Genomic DNA, 20,482 nt, shown 5'->3' on the forward strand with positions numbered 1-20,482 from the left:
GACGGCCGCCTCTAGCCTGTTTCCTGTTGCTGCAACAGCTCGTCGCGGATAGCCCCCAAAAGAGCGCGCATATCGTCACCTCGCAGTGCGTTGCGGGCGAATCCTTCGAACTTTCCTACGTACAGAGCAACGTCCCGAGGGTCTGTCACGACGACTTCCGCATGGACGGTTTCGACCGTCACCGCCCGGTCGTCGCGGATGACGAACGCATGGTTGGGTATGTCGCGCTGTCTGCCCGTCAGGGGAACGATTCGCACATCCAAATGGGGAAGTCGGGACAGACTGACGAGCCGATCGAGCTGTCCGGCCATGACCAGCGGGGGGATGATGAGCCAGCGCAGTACGGGTTCGGTGACCACAAAGCGGAGCGTCTTGCTTGCGTCGTACAGGACGGTCTGTCGCTCAAGCCGTGCGCTGACCGTCTCACGGAGAGTCGCTTCGCTCAGATCCTCGTGCCGGGAGAGGACCGCCCGCATGTACTCGGGAGTCTGCAGCAGTCCAGGTACCAGGGCCGGCTGGAAGAGACGCAACAGGTTCATCCGGGCTTCCACGGCACTGAGTTGCCGTTGGGCCTTGTGCAGTCCGGCTCGCTGAATCAGCCGCCATGCGGTGGCTTCGGTCGCCATGGCCCGAGCGGCTTCCAGGTACTCCGACTTCACATCCTCTGATACGCCAATGGCGGTCAGGATGCGGTCCACATCGTCCGCACTCGGGCCGAGCTTGCCCGTTTCAATCTTGCTGAGCTTGCTGGCAGACATGACGGCGCCGCGGGCGACTGCTTTGGCTTCCCGGCCGGAAGCGCTCCGCAGGGCTCGCAGCGCTGCGCCCAATTCCGAACGGTTCACTCGCCGTGCTTCGCCCACCACTCCGCGAAGGGCACAGAGTGGGTGAGAGCGGCGTCACGGTAGGCGACGAACTGAGCAGCCCGGTCTTCGGGAAGTACCTCAGCCCCCGCGAACTTCCCACCCTCCACGTAGCGCATCAGTGCGGCGACGACTGAGTCGAAGAGCCAGAAGTCCCCCACATCATCCGGCAGAGGGCTGGACCGGTCGGTCAGGTCAAGGACGAAGAACTCTTCACCGGCCGCGGCGTTTGTGACGTACCCCCACCCCAGCTCGAACCGCAGATACGGAGTCAACGGCCGAGTCAGTACGTGGACGCGGTAGAGGCGGCGCCCGGAAGCGACATGTGACCGCACCTCTGCCAGCCATTCGGCGTTGTAGTCCGTCGGCTGAGGGTGCCCGTCCACAAAGGCGCGGTAGGCGTCCGTGTTGCCCGAACCGCTGTAGTCGCTCAGGGTCTCCAGCCGGAATGCCTCATGGACGAAGTCGTCGAACAGGTCCCCGAAAGACTTAGCCAAGCTGATCACCGAACGCCTTCAGGATCAGTTCCATGGGGATTTCCACCAGGGTCTCGTGCGCGGGAATCTCCAGACCGTGATCGGTCGGCGTCTCGCCCTGTACGAGAATCGTGCCCCGGTCGGTTCGGTAGATGGTGGGGCAGTCCTTCTTGTCGCACGTCGTCGCCAACATGGTCGGCTTCACAGGCGTTCCCCTTCCGCGGTTGGCGGGTCTCGCTGCTGATCCTGGCGTGGGCGGAGCGCAGGGGGCAAGTAGCCGGACTTTCCAGAACGGGAAATCGGTCCCGGACGAGACCGGCGCCGCACCCGATGGGAGTCACTGGGGATATGGGCCCAGGAAATGATCGACACTTGGGCTCAGGACGTCGCGCTCGGCCGCGCCGCCTCGGATCCACGGGCGGGGTGAGGGGGGTCTCGGCTGCCTCCCCCGACGGGAATTGGGGAATGCCATCAGTCAAGCAGCGCGTCCGCCGTCGCCAGGACGGACCAGGCCGCGAAGCTGGTCGAGTGCGGTTCGGAGTGCTTCCAGTTCGGCGATGCGTGCTGCGTTCCGTTCGGCGACGGCGGCGTTGAGTCCCGCGAAGAACTGTGTGCGGTAGGCGAGGTCCGACTCGATGCGTTGGAGTTCGGTGAACAGGGTCGGCAGGCTGGGCTGTTGTGGGGTGAGCAGGCGCGTGAGGCGGGGCAGGTGCCGTCGTAAGCGGGCCTGTACGACGCCTGCGGCGAAGATGAGCCGGATCAGTGAGAGCGTTATGGCTGCTGCCCTCCGTGGTCGGCCTGCTGGTGGCGCCTGCGCAGCACTCGGCAGTCGGTAGGAGCGTTGGGCGCTTAGTGCCGCCGTCCGTGGGGAGTTGAACGAACCGTGAGCACCAGCGAGCCGAACACGAGCCTGGAGCGGCTGTACCGCGAGACGGGTTGGACGCTGCGGCAGTGTGCGCAAGCCATCAATCGAATCGGAACCGAGCAAGGCACGCCGGCCCGGTACCGTCCGCCCTCCGTGCACCAATGGCTGAACGGCAGCCTGCCGCGCGATGGAGCGCGCCCACTGATCCTGGAAGCATTCGCTCGCAAGCTCGGGAGACCCGTCACACCACTTGAGGCGGGCTTCCCAGCCCCCGACACCGGGGCGGAGGCAGCGACGAACAACACGGTTGACGGCATCATTGATCTCGGAAGGACAGACATGGACCCTTCCCGCCGGAGTGTCCTCAACGCTGCTCTCTTTTCGGTCGCCCTCTCCGTGCCGGACTGGCCTGATGTGGTGGGACGCATGGAATCCGCTCAGCGAGGGGCCAGAACTCGCCTAGGTATGTCCGACGTGGCGACGGTCGCTGCCATGACGGAACAACTCTCGTCCATGGATGACCAATTCGGGGGCCGTACTGCCAGGCCACTCGCCGCAGCGTTTCTTGTGAACACCGTTGCTGTGTTCCTTCGGACGGACGGTCCTGATGACGTACGCAGGGCGATGATGTCGGCAGCGTCCGATCTCTGCTACCTCACCGGGTACATGGCTGTGGGCGAGGGCTTGCACGGACTCGCGCAGCGGTATTACCTGAAGGCTCTGGAACTCGCGGGGGCTTCAGAGGATCACCTCACCTTCTGCACCACACTTCGCGGTATGAGCGTGCAGGCGGTCGACCTCGGACAGGGCCCCATCGCTATGCGCCTCGCCGATGCGGCCGCAGCTTCTTCCCCCGGAGCCGGGCCCCGGATGCGCGCCTTCCTCTCCGGGCAACAGGCCCATGCAGCTGCACAGATCGGTGACCACCGTTCTGCCCGCATGTACTTGACCGAAGCCGAAGCGGCGATGGAACGTGCGGAGTCACGCGGTAAGGCCTTCGGCTCGTACTCTCCCTCCTCGCTCAATTACCACACAAGCCAAGTTCGCTTTGAAATGGGAGACTTGAATGGTGCGGTAGCCGCCATGCAGGAATCGGACAGGCTGCGATACAGCATCTATCGCCGGACCCGCGTCAAGGAACGCGCGATTCTCGCAGAACGGCAACTGGCCATCGGTCATCTTGAGGCGGCGTGCAGTTCGTGGGGGCTCGCGCTGGACGACTATCCGCAAGTGAACTCGGGCCGCATCGACAAGCGCATGGCCGACATGTTCCACCTCATTGCCCCGCACCTCAAGAACCGCGACGCACAGGCGCTGAACGAGCGCGCGCGGACCATCGTTCGCCCTGGCCTGGTACCTGCTCTCTCCGCTTCTGACGCAGGCCGACGCCGACGGTGATGACACCTCCGCGGGCTTCGGTGAGCAGGCCCCTGTGGGACCGCTACGACCTCGAACCTGCCTGGATCACTTGGAAGGCGCTCAGTTGATGCCCCGGTCGAACTGGGTACTGACGACACCGCCCGTACCGGGGAACGACTTCTCCCCCGTCAGGTAAGGCTCGTACTGCGTCCGGCCGAGCAGGTGGTCGGAGAAGTAGGCGTTCACGTAATCCATGGTGATCCGGCGCTGCTGCTGCTCCGAGAGTTCCTTCTGGTCGGTCTGGGGGGTGGTGGCTCCGGGGAACTGGGACTTGCAGGTGCCCGGCTTGCTGCCGGGAACGGCGTCGTCGTGTGCGCTGACTTGGCCGCTGCTGGGCGACCACTGCTTGTTGTAGAAGTCGTGGACACCGCCGCGCACCGTGTACTGGCCTATGGGTGCGCTGTTGTCCTTCTTGTTCCAGTCGAAGAACTGCCCGGTGTTCACCTGGTCACACGTGCCCCACATCACCGCGAACGATGTCTTGGTGATGGGATCGACGTCCCAGGTGGCGGTGGGCGCGAGTCCGAACGCGGCCTTGATGGACACGCCTTCGGGCCATGTGTGGCGGTTTTTGTCGGCGATCTCCTGCATCACTCCGCCGCCGCCCATGGAATGCCCCATGAGCCCCACGTTCCGCAAGTCCACATGGTTCTTGAAGTTCACCGGCGACGGACGTCCGGACGTGGCGTCCTTGAAGCTGCCGCGCAGCGGGCCCTTGCCCGTCGAAGACAACTGCTGCCACATGCTCAACTGGGCGTTGATCAGTGCCGCGCGCTCCTGATACACCGTGTCAGCCTGGCCGGAGGACGTTGAGTTGATGCCGTTCGCCCCGATGGAGACAACGATGAACCCCCGGCTTGCCAGATCTCGGCCCAGGTAGTCGTATCCGAGATAGCTGGGGATCTGCCGCACCCCAGGTGCGCACGGCCAAGCCGACAGCCGGTCCGAGGCGGCCTTGATGATCGCTTCCTGCTTCGCCGCGTCGGCCTTGTCACCACTCTGCTCGTCCTTCGCCAGCGCGGCCTGCGCCGCGGTGAGTGACGTGGAGGCTTCGGCGTCGGCGCAGGTATCCCAGAATCCGTGCTCGATCATGATCAGCGGGTGGGTGCCGGAGGAGATGTCGTCGGGGTAGTAGACGGCCCCGTCCAGCTCGTTGCTGCCCACGTATCCGAGCGACTTGGGCGGCGGGAAAGCCTTGTCGCCCAGGTTGTAGTGCACCTCGCTGACTCCCTGCCGCGCAGGGGGAGTTCCGGACCCACCGGTGGCGAGCGCCGCGGTCGAGGTGAACCAAACGGCACAGGCTGTTATGGGCGCGGCAAGCAGCAACTTCGCGCGCCCAGTGAGGGGTGGCCGACGGGACGGTCGTGGGAGGTATCGCATGGGGTGGAGGGTACGGAGACAGTGTCAGGAAACTGTCAAAGTGGTGTTCTCAGCTGATGCAGGGCCGGGCGGCGTGTCCGGGAAACCGGTCCCGAACGAGACCGGCCTCGTACGCGACGGGCGTCAGCGGGGTCCGACCGGTCCGACCGGTGTGCAGGGCAGGCGAAACAAGCCAGTCGCGGGTGCCCCCGCCCCACCCGTACCCGGGCCCGTCCCCTTCACGCGGTACCTTCACCCGGGACCGGGACGGTCCTCCGTACCCCCGCCCCACAGAGGAGCACAAGCCGTGATCGTGGAAGCGACAGACGCCGCCGACCCCTTCGGGACGGCCCGCCTGAGGCGTGGCGTGCTCGATGCCTGGGCCACCGCACCCGCCCGTTTCCGCGAGGATGCCAACGCCGAGGAGGACCTCGCGCTGGGCGGTTACCGTGACCGCCTCGTCGTCGAGCTCGCCCAGAACGCCGCCGACGCGGCGGCCCGCGCCGGTGTGCCGGGCCGGTTCCGGCTCACGCTGCGGCCGGGCGAGGGCGACGGCCCCGCCGTGCTCGTGGCCGCCAACACCGGCGCCCCGCTGGACGCCACCGGCGTCGAGTCGCTGAGTACGCTGCGCGCATCGGCCAAGCGACCCGGCTCCGAAACAGCCGACCCGCACGCGGCTGTCGGCCGTTTCGGTGTCGGATTCGCCGCCGTCCTCGCGGTGAGCGACGAGCCGGCGGTCGTCGGCCGGCACGGCGGCGTCCGGTGGTCCCTCGCCGAGGCCCGCGAACTGGCAGCGGCAGCGGCTCGTACCGCCCCGGACCCCCGGACACCGGCTGACGGCCTCGCCGACGAGTTGCGGCGGCGCGAGGGGCACGTACCGCTGCTGCGTCTCCCGCTGCCCGCCGAAGGCACCGCCCCCGACGGGTACGACACCGTCGTCATCCTGCCGCTGCGCGACGCCGGGGCCGAGGACCTGGCCCGGCGCCTGGTCGCCGCGATCGACGACGCCCTGCTGCTGACCCTGCCCGGCCTGGCCGAGATCGTCGTCGAGACCCCGGACGGCATCCGCACCCTGACCCGCTCCGAGCACGGGGCGTACGTCCACATCGACGACAGCGCCGCCGGTGGCGGGATCCACCGCTGGCGCACCGTCGCCCACCACGGCCCGCTGGAGCGCGCCCTGCTCGCGGACCGGCCCGTCGAGGAGCGGCTGCGCCCGCACTGGTCGGTCACCTGGGCCGTCCCGGTCGACGGCGACGGCGCCCCCGTACGCCCTGCCACCGCGCCCGTCGTGCACGCGCCGACCCCGACCGACGAACCGCTCGGCGTGCCCGCGCTGCTCATCGCCTCGCTGCCGCTCGACCCCACCCGCCGCCACCCCGCGCCCGGGCCGCTCACGGACTTCCTGGTGCAGCGGGCCGCCGACGCGTACGCGGAGCTGCTCGGCGGCTGGGAGCCCGTCTCGGTCGCCACCATCGACCTGGTGCCCGGCCCGCTCGGCAAGGGCGAACTCGACGGCGCGCTGCGGGCCGCGATTCTGGAGGGGCTGGCCCGGGTGGCGTTCCTCGCCCCCGCCGCGCCGCTGGAGGACACCGGCGACGGAGCAGGCGGCGAGGCCGGCGAGGAGGGCGGCGAACCGCGCCACGCCCTGCGCCCCTTCGAGGCCGAAGTCGTCGAGGGCGCGGGCGAGGACACCGTACGGGTACTGGCCGAAGTACTGCCGACGCTGCTGCCCGCCGGTCTGGAACGCCGCGCCGAGCTGCGCACGCTGGGCGTCGGCCGGCTGCCGCTCGGCGACGCCATCGACCGCATCGGCGGTGCCGAACGCGCGCCGTCCTGGTGGCGGCGGCTGTACGAGACCCTGGCCGGGGTCGACCCGGACCGGCTCTCCGGGCTGCCCGTGCCGCTCGCGTCGGGCCGCACCGCCGTCGGTCCCCGGCAGGTCCTGCTGCCGCTCGCCGAGACCCCCGCCGAGCTGGCCCGCCTCGGTCTGAAGGTCGCCCACCCGGACGCCGCGCACCCGCTCCTGGAGAAGCTGGGCGCCCTGCCCGCGACCCCGCGTGCGGTCCTGACGACCCCCCAGGTGCGGGCGGCCGTCGCCGCTTCGATGGACGCCGGGGAGATCTGGTACGACGAGGACGACGAAGGCGCGCTGGACGCCGACGAGCTCGCCGATGTCGTGCTCGCGCTGGTACGCGAGGCGGAGCTGGAGCCCGGCGACGAGCCCTGGCTCGCGGCGCTCGCCCTCCCCGACGAGGACGGCGAGACCGTACCGGCCGGTGAACTGGTTCTGCCCGGCAGCCCGTTCGCCGCGATCATGCGCGACGGCGAACTGGCCCTGTGCGACGGCGAACTGGCCGAGCGCTGGGGCGAGCAGCCGCTGACCGCCTGCGGTGTGCTCGCCACGTTCGCCCTGGTCCGCGCCACGGACGTGGTCCTGGACCCTGACGAACTCGAACCGCGCGAGGGCGACTTCGCCGAGCCGGACGACGCCGGGCTGCTCGACGCGGTGGACGTCTGGTGCGAGGACGTACTCGATCAGCTGCCGCAGGGCCCGGTGCCGCCGGTCGCGACCGAGATCGTCGCCGTACGGGATCTGGAACTGGTCGACGACGACAGCTGGCCGCAGGCCCTCGCACTGCTCTCCCGGCCGCCGCTGCGGGACGCCCTGACCCAGCCGGTGCGGGTGCTGCTGCCGGACGGTACGACCGAATCCGTACGCCCGTACACCGCATGGTGGCTGCGCGGTCACCCGGTGCTCGACGGCCGGCGCCCGGCCGGGCTGCGGGCCGCGGGCGGTGACCCGCTGCTGGCCGGTCTCTACGACGAGGCGGACGCGACCGGTTTTGACGACGAGCAGGTGCTGCGCGCCCTGGGCGTACGGACGTCCGTGGCCGCCCTGCTGGACGAGCCCGGCGGCGCGGCCGAGCTGCTGAACCGGCTCGGCGACCCGGACCGCGAGGTCTCGGCACGTCAACTACACGCCCTGTACGGGGAGTTGGCCCGGCTCGACCCGGAGCAGGTGACGCTGCCCGATGAGTTGCGGGCTGTGGTGGACGGCGAGGTACGGGTGGTGGACGCCGCCGACGCGCTGGTCGCCGACGCCCCCGACCTGCTCCCGCTGACGTCCGGCGCCGCGCTGCTCCCGGTCGCCCCCGACCGGGCCGCCGAGCTGGCCGAGCTGCTCCAGGTCGGGCGGCTGAGCGAGAGCGTGGAGGCCGAGGTGACCACGGCGGGGGAGGAGCACCAGGTCCCGGAAGCGGTCCGCGCGCTGCTCGGGGCCGGCACCCCGCGTACGTATGTCGAGCACGAGGAACTGCTCGCGAACGGCGTCGAACTGGACTGGCACCGGACCCGCGACGGGGTGCTGCACGCGGCCACGCTGGAGGGGGTCGCGGCGGGACTCGCCTGGGCGGCGGGGCAGTGGCCGCGCCGTTTCGAGGTGGCGGCGCTGATCGAGGATCCGTCGCGTACGGAGGAGTTGGAGCGGGACCGCTGGTTCGACTGAGGGGGCGGGGCCGGGTCCCGGCCCCGGCTCCGGCCCCGGCGGCGCGGTTGCGCCAGAGAGTTTCAAAATCTTCACATCATGCACAACCTTTCCCCCAGGTCGCTTGTCTGGTCTGTGAAGTCACCAGACTTCACAGACCACATGGGCCACGCGGATGGACGAAACCTCCGCCGGTCCCCTTCTCCACATGGGGAACAAAATATGCGTATACGTGCCACAGTGGCCGCCGTCACCGGTGCCCTGGCTCTCTCCGCTTTCATCGTTCCGGCCGCCGCCCAGGCGGACGGGGCTCCCGGAGCGGGTGCCGTGGAGGCCCCCCGCTCCGTGTTCAAGACCGCGCCCCACGGCGTGCAGGCCCACGTCAGCCGGGCCGCCGTCGACACCCGGATCAGCAGCGTGACCGTGAACGGCGGCAAGGACGTCGTCCTCGGCACCACGGTCGCGAAGACCATCACGGCGAGCGTCACGGCCACCGACAACTCCGGTATCCAGGACGCCATGATCTTCCTCTGGCACGGCAGCAACATCGACTCCGACGTCGACGGCTACCTGGGCCCGAAGGTGGACGACAACACCACGCAGGTCTCCAAGTGCACCAAGGTGAACGCCACCACGTCCACCTGCAAGGTCTCCTTCAAGGTGGACCCGCGCTCGCAGAACGACCTGTACAAGAACAGCCTCGCCGGCACGTGGAAGGTCTATGCCTCCGCACTGGCCAAGGACGGGCAGTGGGTCGAGTACAACGCCTACAAGTCCCAGCACGTCCAGCGGGCTTCGACCCAGACGGTCAACGCGGCCCCCGAGCCCGTGAAGAAGGGCAAGACCATCACGGTCACGGGCAAGCTGGCCCGCGCCAACTGGGAGACGTACAAGTACGCGGGCTACGTCGGCCAGCCGGTGAAGCTGCAGTTCCGTAAGAAGAACAGCAACACGTACACCACCGTCAAGACGCTGAAGACGAACGGCACCGGCAACCTCTCGACCACCGTCAAGGCGGTCGAGGACGGCTACTGGCGCTACAACTTCGCGGGGACGACCACGACTCCGGCGGCCATCGCCACCGGTGACTTCGTCGACGTGAAGTAGGACCGGGACAGGTCCGCCCGCCGGGTCCGTCCGCCGGGCCCGTCCGCAGTGGCAGCCGGCCCCTGCGGGCGGGCCCGGTCCCGTATCCGCCCCGTGTCACCCCGGGTATCGGCGGTCGACCCAACGCCACACCACCTCGATCCCCGCCGACGCGACCACCGCGATCCCCACGCCCATCCACGGTATGGCCGCCCCCACCAGCTTCAGCGCGAAGAAGTGCTGGAGCGCGGGGACCACCATGACCAGCAGGAACGCCCCGGCCATCGCCAGCACCAGGCAGACCCGCCACCAGGTGTAGGGGCGGGCGATGATCGCCAGCACCCACATCGAGACCAGGAACAGGGTCAGGGTCGCGACGCTCGTCTCGGCGTCCAGGGACCCGGACCCCACGTAGTAGTGCCGGGCGATCATGTACGCCACGAAGGTGGCGACCGCCGCGATGATGCCGCACGGGACCGAGTACCGCAGCACCCGCCGTACGAAGTGCGGTTTCGCGCGCTCCTTGTTCGGGGCCAGGGCCAGGAAGAAGGCCGGGATGCCGATCGTCAGCGTGGAGAGCATGGTCAAGTGCCGTGGCAGGAACGGGTACTGGATCTGGAAGCAGGACACCAGAATGGCCAGCAGCACCGAGTAGACCGTCTTGACCAGGAAGAGCGTCGCCACCCGGGTGACGTTCCCGATCACCCGGCGGCCCTCGGCGACGACCGAGGGCAGCGTCGCGAAGCTGTTGTTGAGCAGCACGATCTGCGCGACCGCCCGCGTCGCCTCCGAGCCCGAGCCCATGCTCACGCCGATGTCGGCGTCCTTCAGGGCCAGTACGTCGTTGACGCCGTCCCCGGTCATCGCGACCGTGTGGCCGCGCGACTGGAGCGCCGCCACCATGTCGCGCTTCTGCTGCGGCGAGACCCGGCCGAAGACCGAGTGCGAGTCCAGCGAATCCGCCATCTCCTCCTGGTCGGTGGGGAGCCGGCGGGCGTCGATGGTGTCCGTGGCGCCGGCCAGGCCCAGCTTCGCGGCCACCGCGCCCACCGACACCGCGTTGTCACCGGAGATCACTTTGGCGGCGACGTCCTGCTCGGCGAAGTACGCCAGGGTGTCGGCCGCCTCGGGCCGCAGCCGCTGTTCGAGCACCACCAGCGCGGTGGGCCGCGCCCCGGCCACCACATCGCCCCGGTCACTGCCGCCGTCCGCTTCCGCGCGTACGGGTCCGTCGTCCTCCGCGCGTCCGTCGCCGTCGTCGAGGCTGCCTGCCGCCCGTGCGAGGAGCAGCACCCGCAGCCCCTCCTCGTTGAGCCTGCCGACCTCCTGGAGCGCCGGGTCCCGCTCGGGCAGCAGCACATCGGGCGCCCCGAGCAGCCACGCCGAGGTCTCGCCGTCCCCCTCGGCGAAGGCGGCCCCGCTGTACTTGCGGGCCGACGAGAAGGGCAGCGCGCGGGTGCAGCGCCAGCCCGAAGTGTCCGGGTAGGCGTCGACGATCGCCTGGAGGCTGGCGTTGGGCCGCGGGTCGGACGCACCGAACGCGCCGAGCACCTGCCGTACGTACGCCTCGTCCGCCTCGCCGTCCCCGTCCAGCATCCGCAGCCCGGTGACGTTCATCCCGCCCTCGGTGAGCGTGCCGGTCTTGTCCAGGCAGACCACGTCGACCCTGGCCAGCCCCTCGATGGCGGGGAGTTCCTGTACGAGGCACTGCTTGCGGCCGAGCCGGATGACGCCGATGGCGAAGGCGATGGAGGTGAGCAGGACGAGCCCCTCGGGGATCATCGGGGTGATGCCGCCGACGGTCCGGGCGATGGAGTCCTTGAGGTCGTGCCGCTCGTGCACCAGCTGGCTGACGATGAGCCCGGCCGCGGTCGGGACCATCATCCAGGTCACGTACTTGAGGATGGTGGAGATACCGCTGCGCAGCTCGGAGTGGACGAGCGTGAAGCGGGACGCCTCGTCGGCGAGCTGCGCCGCGTACGCCTCCCGGCCGACCCGGGTGGCGGTGAACGCCCCGCCGCCCGCGACGACGAAACTCCCCGACATCATCGGGTCGCCCGGCTTCTTGTGCACCGGGTCGGCCTCGCCGGTCAGCAGCGACTCGTCGATCTCCAGGCCGTCGGCCTCGACGGTCTCGCCGTCCACGACGACCTTGTCGCCGGGGCCCAGTTCGATGAGATCGCCGAGTACCAGGTCGGAGGTGGAGACCTCACCCGCTGTTCCGTCGCGCCGTACGGTCGGCTTGGCCTCGCCGATCACCGCGAGTCCGTCGAGGGTCTTCTTGGCGCGGTGCTCCTGGATGATGCCGATACCGGTGTTGGCGATGATCACGTAGCCGAAGAGGCTGTCCTGGAACGGTGCGACGAACAGCATGATCAGCCAGAGCACGCCGATGATCGCGTTGAACCGGGTGAAGACGTTGCCCCGGACGATGTCGACGGTGGACCGGCTGGACCGCACGGGCACATCGTTGACCTCGCCCCTGGCCACCCGCTCGGCCACTTCGGCGGTGGACAGCCCGGTGGCGCGGGCCGGATGCGGCAGCTCGACGGGGTGGACGGGGTCCAGCTCGGACCCCGCGTCGATATACGGCCCTTGCGTCATGGATCCGACGTTAAGGCCAGAACCACACGTTTACCCGGTGAGATACCGGAAGATCCGACCGCGGGAGGAGACGGGACGGGACGGCCTCGTCCTACGGCCGTACGGACCCGGACCCGACCTGGACGTGGTGGCGACGCGGTGGGGCTACGCCTGGCCGGACGGGGCGCCCGGCTCCTGGCCGCCGGTCTCCGGCCGGGCCGCAGCCGCGCGTTTGAGCGCAGCGTCGCGCCCTCGTACGTACCAGATCCCGACCAGCCCGAGAGCGCCGCCGGCCGCGCAGGTCCAGAGCCACCACAGGTGCCCGTGGTCGGAGAACCAGCCGTAGAAGGGCAGCTGCACCAGGAAGAGGACGAACCAGATGATGGTGCCGCCGGTGACGGTGGCGACGACGGGCCCCTCCAGGGGCTCGGGTGCCTCATGTACTGGTGTCCACTTCGCCATGGCCGACAGTCTATGCGGGGGAGCGGGAGGCGGCGCCGGGCCAGGTGGCCCAAGGCTCTACGCGCGGAGATAGCGATCTTCGACTTATGTATTCATACTGAAACGGCTCTCGATTGGCTCGTTCTTTTCGTTTAAACGTCCAAATATGGCCGTTTCTCACCACATGACACTTGAGGTCGCGCGCATGTCATCCTCGGCCACCGCTCCGGTCGACGCTGTTCCACCATCGCCATCCGGCGGCCCGCAGAATGGCTTCGACCGCTATTTCAAGATCACTGAGCGCGGCTCCAGCGTCGCCCGTGAGATCCGTGGCGGTTTCGCGACCTTCTTCGCGATGGCCTACATCATCGTGCTGAACCCGATCATCCTCGGCAGCGCGCACGACATGAACGGGCACCAGCTCAACGGCGGCCAGCTGGTCACCGCCACCGTGCTGACCGCCGCCTTCTCCACGCTGCTCATGGGTGTCATCGGCAATGTGCCGATCGCGCTGGCGGCCGGACTCGGTGTGAACACCGTCGTCGCCCTCCAGCTCGCGCCCCGGATGACCTGGCCGGACGCGATGGGCATGGTCGTCCTGGCGGGCATCGTCGTGATGCTCCTCGTCGCCACGGGGCTGCGGGAACGCGTGATGAACGCCGTACCGCTCAGCCTGCGCAAGGGCATCGCGATCGGCATCGGCTTCTTCATCCTGCTGATCGGCCTGGTCGACTCGGGCTTCGTCTCCCGCGTCCCGGACGCCGCGCACACCACCGTCCCGCTCCAGCTCGGCTCCGACGGTCATCTGCACGGCTGGCCGGTCCTGATCTTCGTGATCGGTGTCCTGCTGACGCTGGCGCTGATCGTCCGCAAGGTGTCCGGCGCGATCCTGATCTCCATCGTCGCGATGACGGTCGCCGCGATGATCGTGGACGCCGTCGCCACGGTGCCCAGCTGGGGTCTGACCTCCCCGCACTGGCCGGGCAACCCGGTGGCATCGCCGGACTTCGGCCTGGTCGGTCAGGTCAGCCTGTTCGGCGGATTCCACAAGGTCGGCGTGCTGACCGGCGTCCTCTTCGTCTTCACCGTGCTGCTCTCGTCGTTCTTCGACGCCATGGGCACCATCCTCGGTGTCGGCGACGAGGCGAAGCTGACGAAGCCGGACGGCACCTTCCCCGGCATCAACCGGGTGCTGTTCGTGGACGGCATCGCGGTCGCCGCGGGCGGTGTGACCTCGTCCTCCGCCAACACCTGCTTCGTGGAGTCCACGGCAGGCGTCGGCGAGGGTGCCCGTACGGGTCTGGCGAGCATCGTGTCGGGCCTGCTCTTCACGGTGGCGCTGTTCCTCACGCCGGTGGCGACCATGGTCCCCTCGCAGGCGGCCACTCCGGCGCTGGTCGCGGTGGGCTTCCTGATCCTGGCGGGCTCGGTCAGGGACATCGACTGGTCCGACTTCACCGTCGCGATCCCGGCGTTCCTGGCGATGGTGATGATGCCGTTCACCTACTCGATCACCAACGGCATCGGGATCGGCTTCGTCTCCTTCACCGTCCTGCGGATCGCCGTCGGGCGCTGGCGCCAGGTGCCCGTGGCGATGTACATCGTGTCGCTGGTCTTCGTCTTCTACTACGCGATGCCGGCTCTCGGCCTCACGTAATAGCGGCCAATAGCGGCCCGTCCCCGGGTGGCTGACCCGGCGGGCCGGCTCCGGGCTACGTACGCCCGTAGAACTTCTCCGTCTCGTCGACGGCCGATTGGAACCGTTCGTCGAAGTCGTCGCGAATGAGCGTCCGGACCACATAGTCCTGGACGCTCATTCCGCGTTTGGCCGCGTGGTTCCGGAGACGGGTGAGCAGTTCCCCGTCTATGCGCAGGCTGAGCACGGTCGATCCCATACCTGACAGCGTCGGGGGACCGGACGTCGCCGCGCGTCACTTTCGCGCCTTGCCTCACTCGTATGGGTGATGTCGCTCACCGGATGGCATACCGGGTTGGTCTTTAGCATAGGTAATGAGTTACGCTAACGAACATGCCTGACCTTTCGCCCGCCGACAAGGCTGCCGCCGTCGACTCACTGCGCTCCACCGTGATGCGCCTGAGCCGCAGGCTCAAGCACCAGCGCGTCGACGAGTCCCTGAGCCCGACCGAGATGTCGGTGCTGGGTACCCTCGCCCGCTGCGGCTCCGCCACCCCCGGTGAGCTGGCCCGCAAGGAGCATGTGCAGCCGCCATCGATGACCCGCATCGTGGCGCTTCTGGAGGCCAAGGGCCTGGTCAGGCTGGAACCGCACCCCGACGACCGCAGACAGAAGGTCGTCAGCCAGACCGAGGAGGCGCAGGAGATGCTCGTGGAGAGCCGGCGCCGCCGCAACGTCTGGCTGGCCGAGCTGGCCGAAGGGCTGAACGAGGACGACTGGGTGAAGCTGCGCGCTGCCGCCCCCGTCCTGGAAAAACTCGCCCAGCTCTGACCTGCCTGTACGAGGCCCCCGCCGGGTGGTCTCGTCCCGCCCTTCCACAACTGTCCACACTGTCTACGCCCAGGAGGCGACCCCTGTTGAGTTCGGGACCCGGAGCAGACTCCGCCCCCGCACCGCAAGAAACTGCTACCCGGACTTCGATGTTCAGCTCGTTGAAGGTCCGTAATTACCGGCTGTTCGCCACCGGTGCCGTCGTATCCAACACAGGCACCTGGATGGCACGCATCACCCAGGACTGGCTGGTCCTGAGCATCACGGGATCGTCAGCGGCCGTCGGTATCACGACGGCCATGCAGTTCCTGCCGATGCTGCTCTTCGGCCTGTACGGCGGAGTCATAGCCGACCGCTTCCCGAAGCGGAAGCTGCTGTTCTGCACCCAGGGCGCGATGAGCATCGGCGGTCTCTTCCTCGCCGCGATGACCCTCACGGGCAACGTCGAGGTCTGGCACGTCTATGTGACCGCCTTCTTCACCGGCCTCGTCACCGTCATCGACAACCCGACCCGGCAGTCCTTCGTCTCCGAGATGGTGGGCCCGGACCAGGTCCGCAACGCCGTCAGCCTGAACTCGGCCAACTTCCAGTCCGCCCGGCTCATCGGCCCCGCCGTCGCGAGTGGACTCACCGCGGCCGTCGGCCCCGGCTGGGCGTTCCTCGCCAACGGCCTCTCCTTCCTCGCCCCGCTCACCGGACTGCTGCTGATGCGCAGCAGCGAACTGCACCACACGCAGCGCACCCCGCGCGGCAAGGGGCAGCTCCGCGAGGGCCTCAACTACGTTTCCAAGAACCCCGATCTGATCTGGCCGATCGTCCTGGTCGGCTTCGTGGGCACCTTCGGCTTCAACTTCCCGATCTGGCTCAGCGCGTTCGCCAACAACACGTTCCACGGCGGCGTCGGGATGTACGGCCTCTTCAACACCCTGATGGCCATCGGCTCGCTGGTCGGAGCCCTGCTCGCGGCCCGGCGCGGCACATCCCGGCTGCGCATCCTGGTCGGGGCCGCGATCGCCTTCGGCGCCCTCCAGGTCATCACGGCCTGGTCGCCGTCGATCTGGATGTTCGTCCCGCTGATCACCGTGATCGGCATCCTCGGCCTGACGGTCAACGTCACCGCCAACTCCTCGGTGCAGATGGGCACCGAACCGGAGATGCGGGGCCGGGTGATGAGCCTGTTCATGATGGTCTTCACCGGCGGTACCCCGCTGGGCGGCCCGCTCTTCGGCTGGCTCACCGACTCGTACGGGGTCCGCGTGAGCTTCACGCTCGGCGGCGCGATCTGCGCGGTGGCGGCGATGGGCGTGGGCCTGATGCTGGCCCGCGCGGCCAACCTCCGCCTGGAGGTCGACCTCAGGCGCGGCCGGCGCCACGTGGGCTTCGTCCCGCGCGAACAGCTCGCCACGGCAGCGTGAGCACGGACGGCGTGAGCAAGAACGGCGTGAACAAGGACGCGTGAGCAAGGACGGCGTGAGCACGGACGCCGTCAGCACGGACGGTTCCGCGAACGGGCCGGGGCGGACAGCCCCGGCCCGTTCGCGGAACCGGGGCCACCGGATGAGGGCCTGTCCCGGGTTGTGATCAGTCTTCGGGTATGCCCTGCTGGTCCTCCACCCGCTGCACGTGGCGGTAGAGGGCGGGGAGCGCGGCCAGGCAGCAGACCGAGCCGATGATCACCCAGAGCGCGGGGGCGTAGACCGTCAGGTCGGAGGTCGCCCACGTCATCAGGACCGGGGTGGTGCCGGCGAAGAGGACAGCCGCGATGTTGTAGCTGACGGAGAGCCCGGTGGAACGGACCGCTACGGGGAACGCCCGGGGCAGAACGGCGGAGACGACGCCGGAGAACCCTGACACCGTGGCACAGAGCACCGCGTGGACGATCAGCAGCACGGGGAGTCGAGGCTGTGCGTGCAGCCACATGAGGCACGGCATCGGCACGATGATCATCGCTGTCGCGCTCCCCACCAGCAGCGGCCGGGTCCCCACCCGGTCGGCCAGCCGCCCCGCCGTCAGACAGCCGCCGATCACGACGATGTTGCCGAGGAGTGAGGCGAGGAACGCCTGCCGGGAGGTGAAGCCCAGGCCGATCCCGGACTGCTCGTAGTACGTCGGAAGGTAGATCAGGAAGGCATAGACGCAGACGGTCCACAGCATCGAGACGAGTACGGCGGTGCCGAGCGTGCCCCGGTGCTCTGCCAGCAGCGTGCGCAGCGGACCGCGGGCGCCTGCCGTGGCCGCGGCCGGGGGCGCGGCCGTGCCCTCGGCACCGGCGGTGGCGCCCCGCTCGGTGAACGCCTCGGTCTCCGGCAGCCGGCGGCGGATGTACAGGCCGACCGGGATGATCAGCAGGCCGAGGACGAACGGGATCCGCCACGCCCAGTCCTGCACGGCCGACTCCGGGAGGACCGAGGTGATGACGAAGCCGACGAGGGCGGCGAGCAGGTTGGAGATGCCCATCGATGCCTGCAGCCACGACGAGTACAGCGCGCGGCGGTCGGCCGGGGCGCTCTCCACCAGGAACGCCGCGGCCCCGCCTATCTCGCCGCCGGTGGAGAAGCCCTGGAACAGGCGGGCGATCAGCAGCAGGATCGGAGCGCCCGCTCCGATCAGCGTGGCCGACGGCGTCACCGCGAGGATCAGCGTGCCGATGCCCATCGCCCCGATGGAGAGCATCAGGGCGGCCTTGCGGCCGATCCGGTCCGCGTAGCTGCCGCCGATCACCGCGCCCAGAGGCCGGGTCACGAACCCGGCGCCGAAGACCACGAAGGTACTCACCAACGCGGACGTCGCGTCGCCGTCCCGGAAGAAGTTATGGGCGATGTAGCCGGCGAAGAAGGCGTAGACGGAGAAGTCGTACCACTCCATCGCATGGCCGAAGGCCGCCGCAGCCACCGACCGCCGGGCGACCGCGCGCTGTTCGCCATCGGTCTTCACCGGGAGCGCGTCCTCGCCGGACGCCCGACTCGTCGTCACCATGGTGCGGGTCTCCTCCTGCTGTCGGGTGGATCTGCTGGCTGCTGGGCGGGTGTGGCTACGGGGCGGGTGTGGCAACTGGACGGGTGTACGGGTGTGATGACGCGGCGGGTGCGACTACTGGATCGAGGCCGGCTGCTCGCGGCCGTCGAGACCGACGAGGGTGGCGGCCAGCACATGCGCGCCGCGCGCGATGTCCGCGACCTCGGTCAGCTCCTCAGGGCAGTGGCTGCGGCCTCCGGCGGACGGGACGAAGACCATGCCCATCGGGCCGAGCCGGGCCAGGTGGGCCGCGTCGTGCCCGGCGCCGGAGGGGACCGCCTTCCAGCCCAGGCCGAGCCCGCCGGCTGCTTCGGCGATCACGTCCTGCACCAACTCGTGGGTGGGGACCGGGTCCTGGTCGGTCAGCCACTCGAAGTCCACGTCCACGCCGCGCTGCTGCGCCTCCGCGGCGATCTCGCCGACGATCTGCTTCTGTGTTGCGCGCAGCCAGTTCCCGTCGATGCTGCGGATCTCCGCCCACAGCCTGGCCTGGTCAGTGATCACGCCCATCGACCGCGGCGAGGAGTCGATGCTGCCGAGGGTGGCGACCCCGTGCACCGGAGCGCCGCAGCCGGCCCGCTCGACGGTGAGGACCGCGGCCGCCGCCGAGACCAGTGCGTCGTGCCGGTCCTCCATCGGCGTGGTGCCGGAGTGCCCGGTCTGCCCTGCGAAGTGCACCAGCAGCCGGTCGATGCCGGCGATCGCGGAGACCACGCCGATGCCATGGCCGCTGCGTTCCAGCAACGGGCCCTGCTCGACGTGGAGTTCGACGTACGCGTGGACGTCCTTCGTCCGCCAGCCGGAGCTGAGCGCGGCCTGCGGGGCGAGCCCGAAGCGTTCCATGGCGTCGCCGAGCCGGGTGCCGGTGCCGTCGGTGCGCTCCAGGTGCTCCGGCGCGAGGATGCCGGCGATCGAGCGCGAGCCGATGCAGGAGATGCCGAACTCGTTGGCCTCCTCGCCGAGGAAGTCCACCACCAGCAGGTCGCGTTCCAGCCGGGTGCCGGTCTCGCGCAGCCGCTGGGCGACCTCGATCCCGCCGAGGACGCCGACGATGCCGTCGAACCGGCCGCCCTGCCGCACGGTGTCCGTGTGCGAGCCGGTGACCAGGGCCGGGGCAGACGGGTCCTTGCCCGGAAGGCGCCCGATGATGTTGCCGGCCGGGTCCACCACCGTTTCGAGACCGGCCTCGGTCATCTGGGCGCGCACCCACGCACGGGAGGCGCGGTACGGCTCGGAGAAGACCTCCCGGCTCCAGCCGGGGTGCTCGGGGTCATGAAAAGCCGCGAGCTCGTCGAGGCGCCGGCTCAGGCGATCGGGTTCCGGTGCGAGGCGGTTCAGGTCGATGCGGGTGGTCATGGTGATCCTCGGTTCTCCTGGGCGGGCGGAGGTGCGGGTTGGTGGTGGGGGCGACGTACGGGACCGGGCGGCCGGGAGCGCGCGGGGGTACGGGGCCGGGCCGGCCGGGGTGCCGGTGTTTCGCGGTGCGTCGGCCGACGCACCGCGCGGACGGGATGAGCCGACGCACCGTGCGGATGGAGCTGACCCACCGCACGGACGGGATGGAGCGATGCCAGAAGCGCGGCTACTCGGAGGCCGGATCCTGCTGCTCGTCGGTTCCTTCGGACACCGCGTCCGGCGGGACCCAGGCCGCGGGCAGATCGCGCGGCAGCCGGGCGGCCAGCTCCCCCGCCGCCTGCCGCAGCAGCGGCAGCAGCCGCAGGGGAACGGCGGGGTCGGCCAGCGCGTTGTCCGCCGCGACCAGCGACAGCGCGCACAGGCACCGGCCGCCGACCACCACCGGCACACCGACCGCCGACATGCCGGGGGTGAGCCACCCGCGGGTGACGTGGTACCCCTGACGCCGGATCAGCTCCAGTTCCCGGCGGAGCTGGGCGGCGTCCGGCGTGGCGGCGGTGTACCGGTGCAGCCGTCCTTCGATCACCTGCCGGCGCACCGCCGCCGGGGCCATCGCCAGCAGGGGTGTGGCGCTCGCCCCGGAGTACAGGGTGTGCACCTGGCCGGGGTGGAAGGCCACGCTGCCGGTGCCGCTGCGCCGCGAGGCGAGGCAGAGCGCCGCCCCGTGCACCCGTACCGACAGGGCGGCGGTCAGCCCGGTGGCCTCCCGCAGCCGGACGAGCATGGGCCGGGCGACATCCACCAGGTGGTCGGGGTGGTCCGAAGAGCGGTCGGTGAGCCGTTCGCCCGGCAGCAGCCGGTCGCCGACCTCGACCAGGAACCCGGAGCGCTTGAGCCGCTGGACGTACCGGTAGGCGGTCGAGAGCGGGATGTCCAGCCCGGCGGCGATCTCCGCGACGTCGACCTGACCGCGGTCCTGGACGAACGTCAGTACCCGCAGCCCACGGTCGAGGGAGCTGAGTCCGCCCTGTGCCCGCTCGGGATTCCGGTCCGTGGCCATCGCGG

At 69.6% G+C, this 20,482-nt stretch carries 16 protein-coding genes; 6 read left to right on the top strand and 10 right to left on the bottom strand.

Going from position 1 to position 20,482, the window contains the following annotated elements; translation table 11 throughout:
• Positions 1–11: 11 nt before the first annotated feature.
• From OG210_RS17185 to OG210_RS17195, 3 genes are read right to left on the bottom strand one after another with little or no spacing between them, the layout of a single operon-like run.
• Positions 12–845, bottom strand: a complete 834-nt coding sequence (locus tag OG210_RS17185) for a helix-turn-helix transcriptional regulator (protein WP_328328044.1) — start codon at positions 843–845, stop codon at positions 12–14.
• Positions 842–1,369 (bottom strand): DUF6879 family protein, encoded by a 528-nt coding sequence (locus OG210_RS17190; protein ID WP_371537471.1) that lies wholly within the window; start codon positions 1,367–1,369, stop codon positions 842–844. Before OG210_RS17190 ends, OG210_RS17185 begins: the two co-directional genes overlap by 4 nt.
• Positions 1,353–1,544 carry a hypothetical protein gene (locus OG210_RS17195; RefSeq protein WP_328328040.1) on the bottom strand — a complete coding sequence of 64 codons (192 nt, stop codon included), beginning with the start codon at positions 1,542–1,544 and terminating at the stop codon, positions 1,353–1,355. The genes OG210_RS17190 and OG210_RS17195 overlap by 17 nt, the downstream gene beginning before the upstream one ends.
• A gap of 678 nt (positions 1,545–2,222) precedes the next feature.
• Here OG210_RS17195 and OG210_RS17200 point away from each other — a divergent pair.
• Positions 2,223–3,602 (top strand): tetratricopeptide repeat protein, encoded by a 1,380-nt coding sequence (locus tag OG210_RS17200; protein WP_328328036.1) that lies wholly within the window; start codon positions 2,223–2,225, stop codon positions 3,600–3,602.
• Between the two features lie 81 nt (positions 3,603–3,683).
• Here OG210_RS17200 and OG210_RS17205 read toward each other — a convergent pair whose 3' ends face one another.
• Entirely contained in the window at positions 3,684–4,841 is a 1,158-nt protein-coding gene (locus OG210_RS17205; protein ID WP_371537475.1) for an alpha/beta hydrolase, read from the bottom strand.
• A 454-nt stretch (positions 4,842–5,295) separates the two neighbouring features.
• On the opposite strand from OG210_RS17205, the gene OG210_RS17210 reads away from it, so the two are divergent.
• Both OG210_RS17210 and OG210_RS17215 read left to right on the top strand, forming a co-directional pair.
• Complete coding sequence (locus OG210_RS17210) at positions 5,296–8,490, top strand: sacsin N-terminal ATP-binding-like domain-containing protein (RefSeq protein WP_371537478.1); 3,195 nt, start codon at positions 5,296–5,298, stop codon at positions 8,488–8,490.
• A 201-nt stretch (positions 8,491–8,691) separates the two neighbouring features.
• Complete coding sequence (locus tag OG210_RS17215) at positions 8,692–9,576, top strand: DUF5707 domain-containing protein (RefSeq protein ID WP_328328030.1); 885 nt, start codon at positions 8,692–8,694, stop codon at positions 9,574–9,576.
• 96 nt (positions 9,577–9,672) lie between these two features.
• Here OG210_RS17215 and OG210_RS17220 read toward each other — a convergent pair whose 3' ends face one another.
• The gene (locus tag OG210_RS17220) at positions 9,673–12,159 is read right to left on the bottom strand and encodes an HAD-IC family P-type ATPase (RefSeq protein ID WP_371537481.1); all 2,487 of its coding nucleotides are present in this window, start codon (positions 12,157–12,159) and stop codon (positions 9,673–9,675) included.
• Between the two features lie 144 nt (positions 12,160–12,303).
• Complete coding sequence (locus tag OG210_RS17225; RefSeq protein WP_371537484.1) at positions 12,304–12,600, bottom strand: DUF2530 domain-containing protein; 297 nt, start codon at positions 12,598–12,600, stop codon at positions 12,304–12,306.
• A 184-nt stretch (positions 12,601–12,784) separates the two neighbouring features.
• On the opposite strand from OG210_RS17225, the gene OG210_RS17230 reads away from it, so the two are divergent.
• Positions 12,785–14,236: an NCS2 family permease gene (locus tag OG210_RS17230; protein WP_371537487.1), complete on the top strand. Its 1,452-nt coding sequence runs from the start codon at positions 12,785–12,787 to the stop codon at positions 14,234–14,236.
• A 55-nt stretch (positions 14,237–14,291) separates the two neighbouring features.
• On the opposite strand, the gene OG210_RS17235 is transcribed toward OG210_RS17230, so the two are convergent.
• Positions 14,292–14,474: a ribbon-helix-helix protein, CopG family gene (locus OG210_RS17235; RefSeq protein ID WP_328328022.1), complete on the bottom strand. Its 183-nt coding sequence runs from the start codon at positions 14,472–14,474 to the stop codon at positions 14,292–14,294.
• Positions 14,475–14,608: 134 nt separating this feature from the next.
• Here OG210_RS17235 and OG210_RS17240 point away from each other — a divergent pair, with 134 nt between their 5' ends.
• Both OG210_RS17240 and OG210_RS17245 read left to right on the top strand, forming a co-directional pair.
• Entirely contained in the window at positions 14,609–15,046 is a 438-nt protein-coding gene (locus OG210_RS17240; protein WP_328328020.1) for a MarR family transcriptional regulator, read from the top strand.
• Positions 15,047–15,132: 86 nt separating this feature from the next.
• Positions 15,133–16,461 (top strand): MFS transporter, encoded by a 1,329-nt coding sequence (locus tag OG210_RS17245; protein ID WP_328328018.1) that lies wholly within the window; start codon positions 15,133–15,135, stop codon positions 16,459–16,461.
• Positions 16,462–16,627: 166 nt separating this feature from the next.
• Here OG210_RS17245 and OG210_RS17250 read toward each other — a convergent pair whose 3' ends face one another.
• From OG210_RS17250 to OG210_RS17260, 3 genes are all read right to left on the bottom strand, one after another.
• Positions 16,628–18,022 (bottom strand): MFS transporter, encoded by a 1,395-nt coding sequence (locus OG210_RS17250; protein WP_371537491.1) that lies wholly within the window; start codon positions 18,020–18,022, stop codon positions 16,628–16,630.
• A 114-nt stretch (positions 18,023–18,136) separates the two neighbouring features.
• A complete protein-coding gene (locus tag OG210_RS17255) occupies positions 18,137–19,417 on the bottom strand; it encodes a M20 family metallo-hydrolase (protein WP_328328014.1) in 1,281 nt (426 codons plus the stop codon).
• A 226-nt stretch (positions 19,418–19,643) separates the two neighbouring features.
• Complete coding sequence (locus OG210_RS17260) at positions 19,644–20,477, bottom strand: IclR family transcriptional regulator C-terminal domain-containing protein (protein ID WP_328328012.1); 834 nt, start codon at positions 20,475–20,477, stop codon at positions 19,644–19,646.
• Positions 20,478–20,482: the final 5 nt, after the last annotated feature.

It is taken from the genome of Streptomyces sp. NBC_00466 (genome assembly GCF_041433995.1).
In the GTDB taxonomy this organism is placed as follows: domain Bacteria; phylum Actinomycetota; class Actinomycetes; order Streptomycetales; family Streptomycetaceae; genus Streptomyces.

Excerpts from the sequence above, each read along its gene's own strand:
- OG210_RS17215 (WP_328328030.1), top strand. The coding sequence starts at position 8,692 with ATGCGTATACGTGCCACAGTGGCCGCCGTCACCGGTGCCCTGGCTCTC.
- OG210_RS17220 (WP_371537481.1), bottom strand. The coding sequence starts at position 12,159 with ATGACGCAAGGGCCGTATATCGACGCGGGGTCCGAGCTGGACCCCGTC.
- OG210_RS17225 (WP_371537484.1), bottom strand. The coding sequence starts at position 12,600 with ATGGCGAAGTGGACACCAGTACATGAGGCACCCGAGCCCCTGGAGGGG.
- OG210_RS17230 (WP_371537487.1), top strand. The coding sequence starts at position 12,785 with ATGTCATCCTCGGCCACCGCTCCGGTCGACGCTGTTCCACCATCGCCA.
- OG210_RS17235 (WP_328328022.1), bottom strand. The coding sequence starts at position 14,474 with ATGGGATCGACCGTGCTCAGCCTGCGCATAGACGGGGAACTGCTCACC.
- OG210_RS17240 (WP_328328020.1), top strand. The coding sequence starts at position 14,609 with ATGCCTGACCTTTCGCCCGCCGACAAGGCTGCCGCCGTCGACTCACTG.
- OG210_RS17250 (WP_371537491.1), bottom strand. The coding sequence starts at position 18,022 with ATGGTGACGACGAGTCGGGCGTCCGGCGAGGACGCGCTCCCGGTGAAG.
- OG210_RS17255 (WP_328328014.1), bottom strand. The coding sequence starts at position 19,417 with ATGACCACCCGCATCGACCTGAACCGCCTCGCACCGGAACCCGATCGC.
- OG210_RS17260 (WP_328328012.1), bottom strand. The coding sequence starts at position 20,477 with ATGGCCACGGACCGGAATCCCGAGCGGGCACAGGGCGGACTCAGCTCC.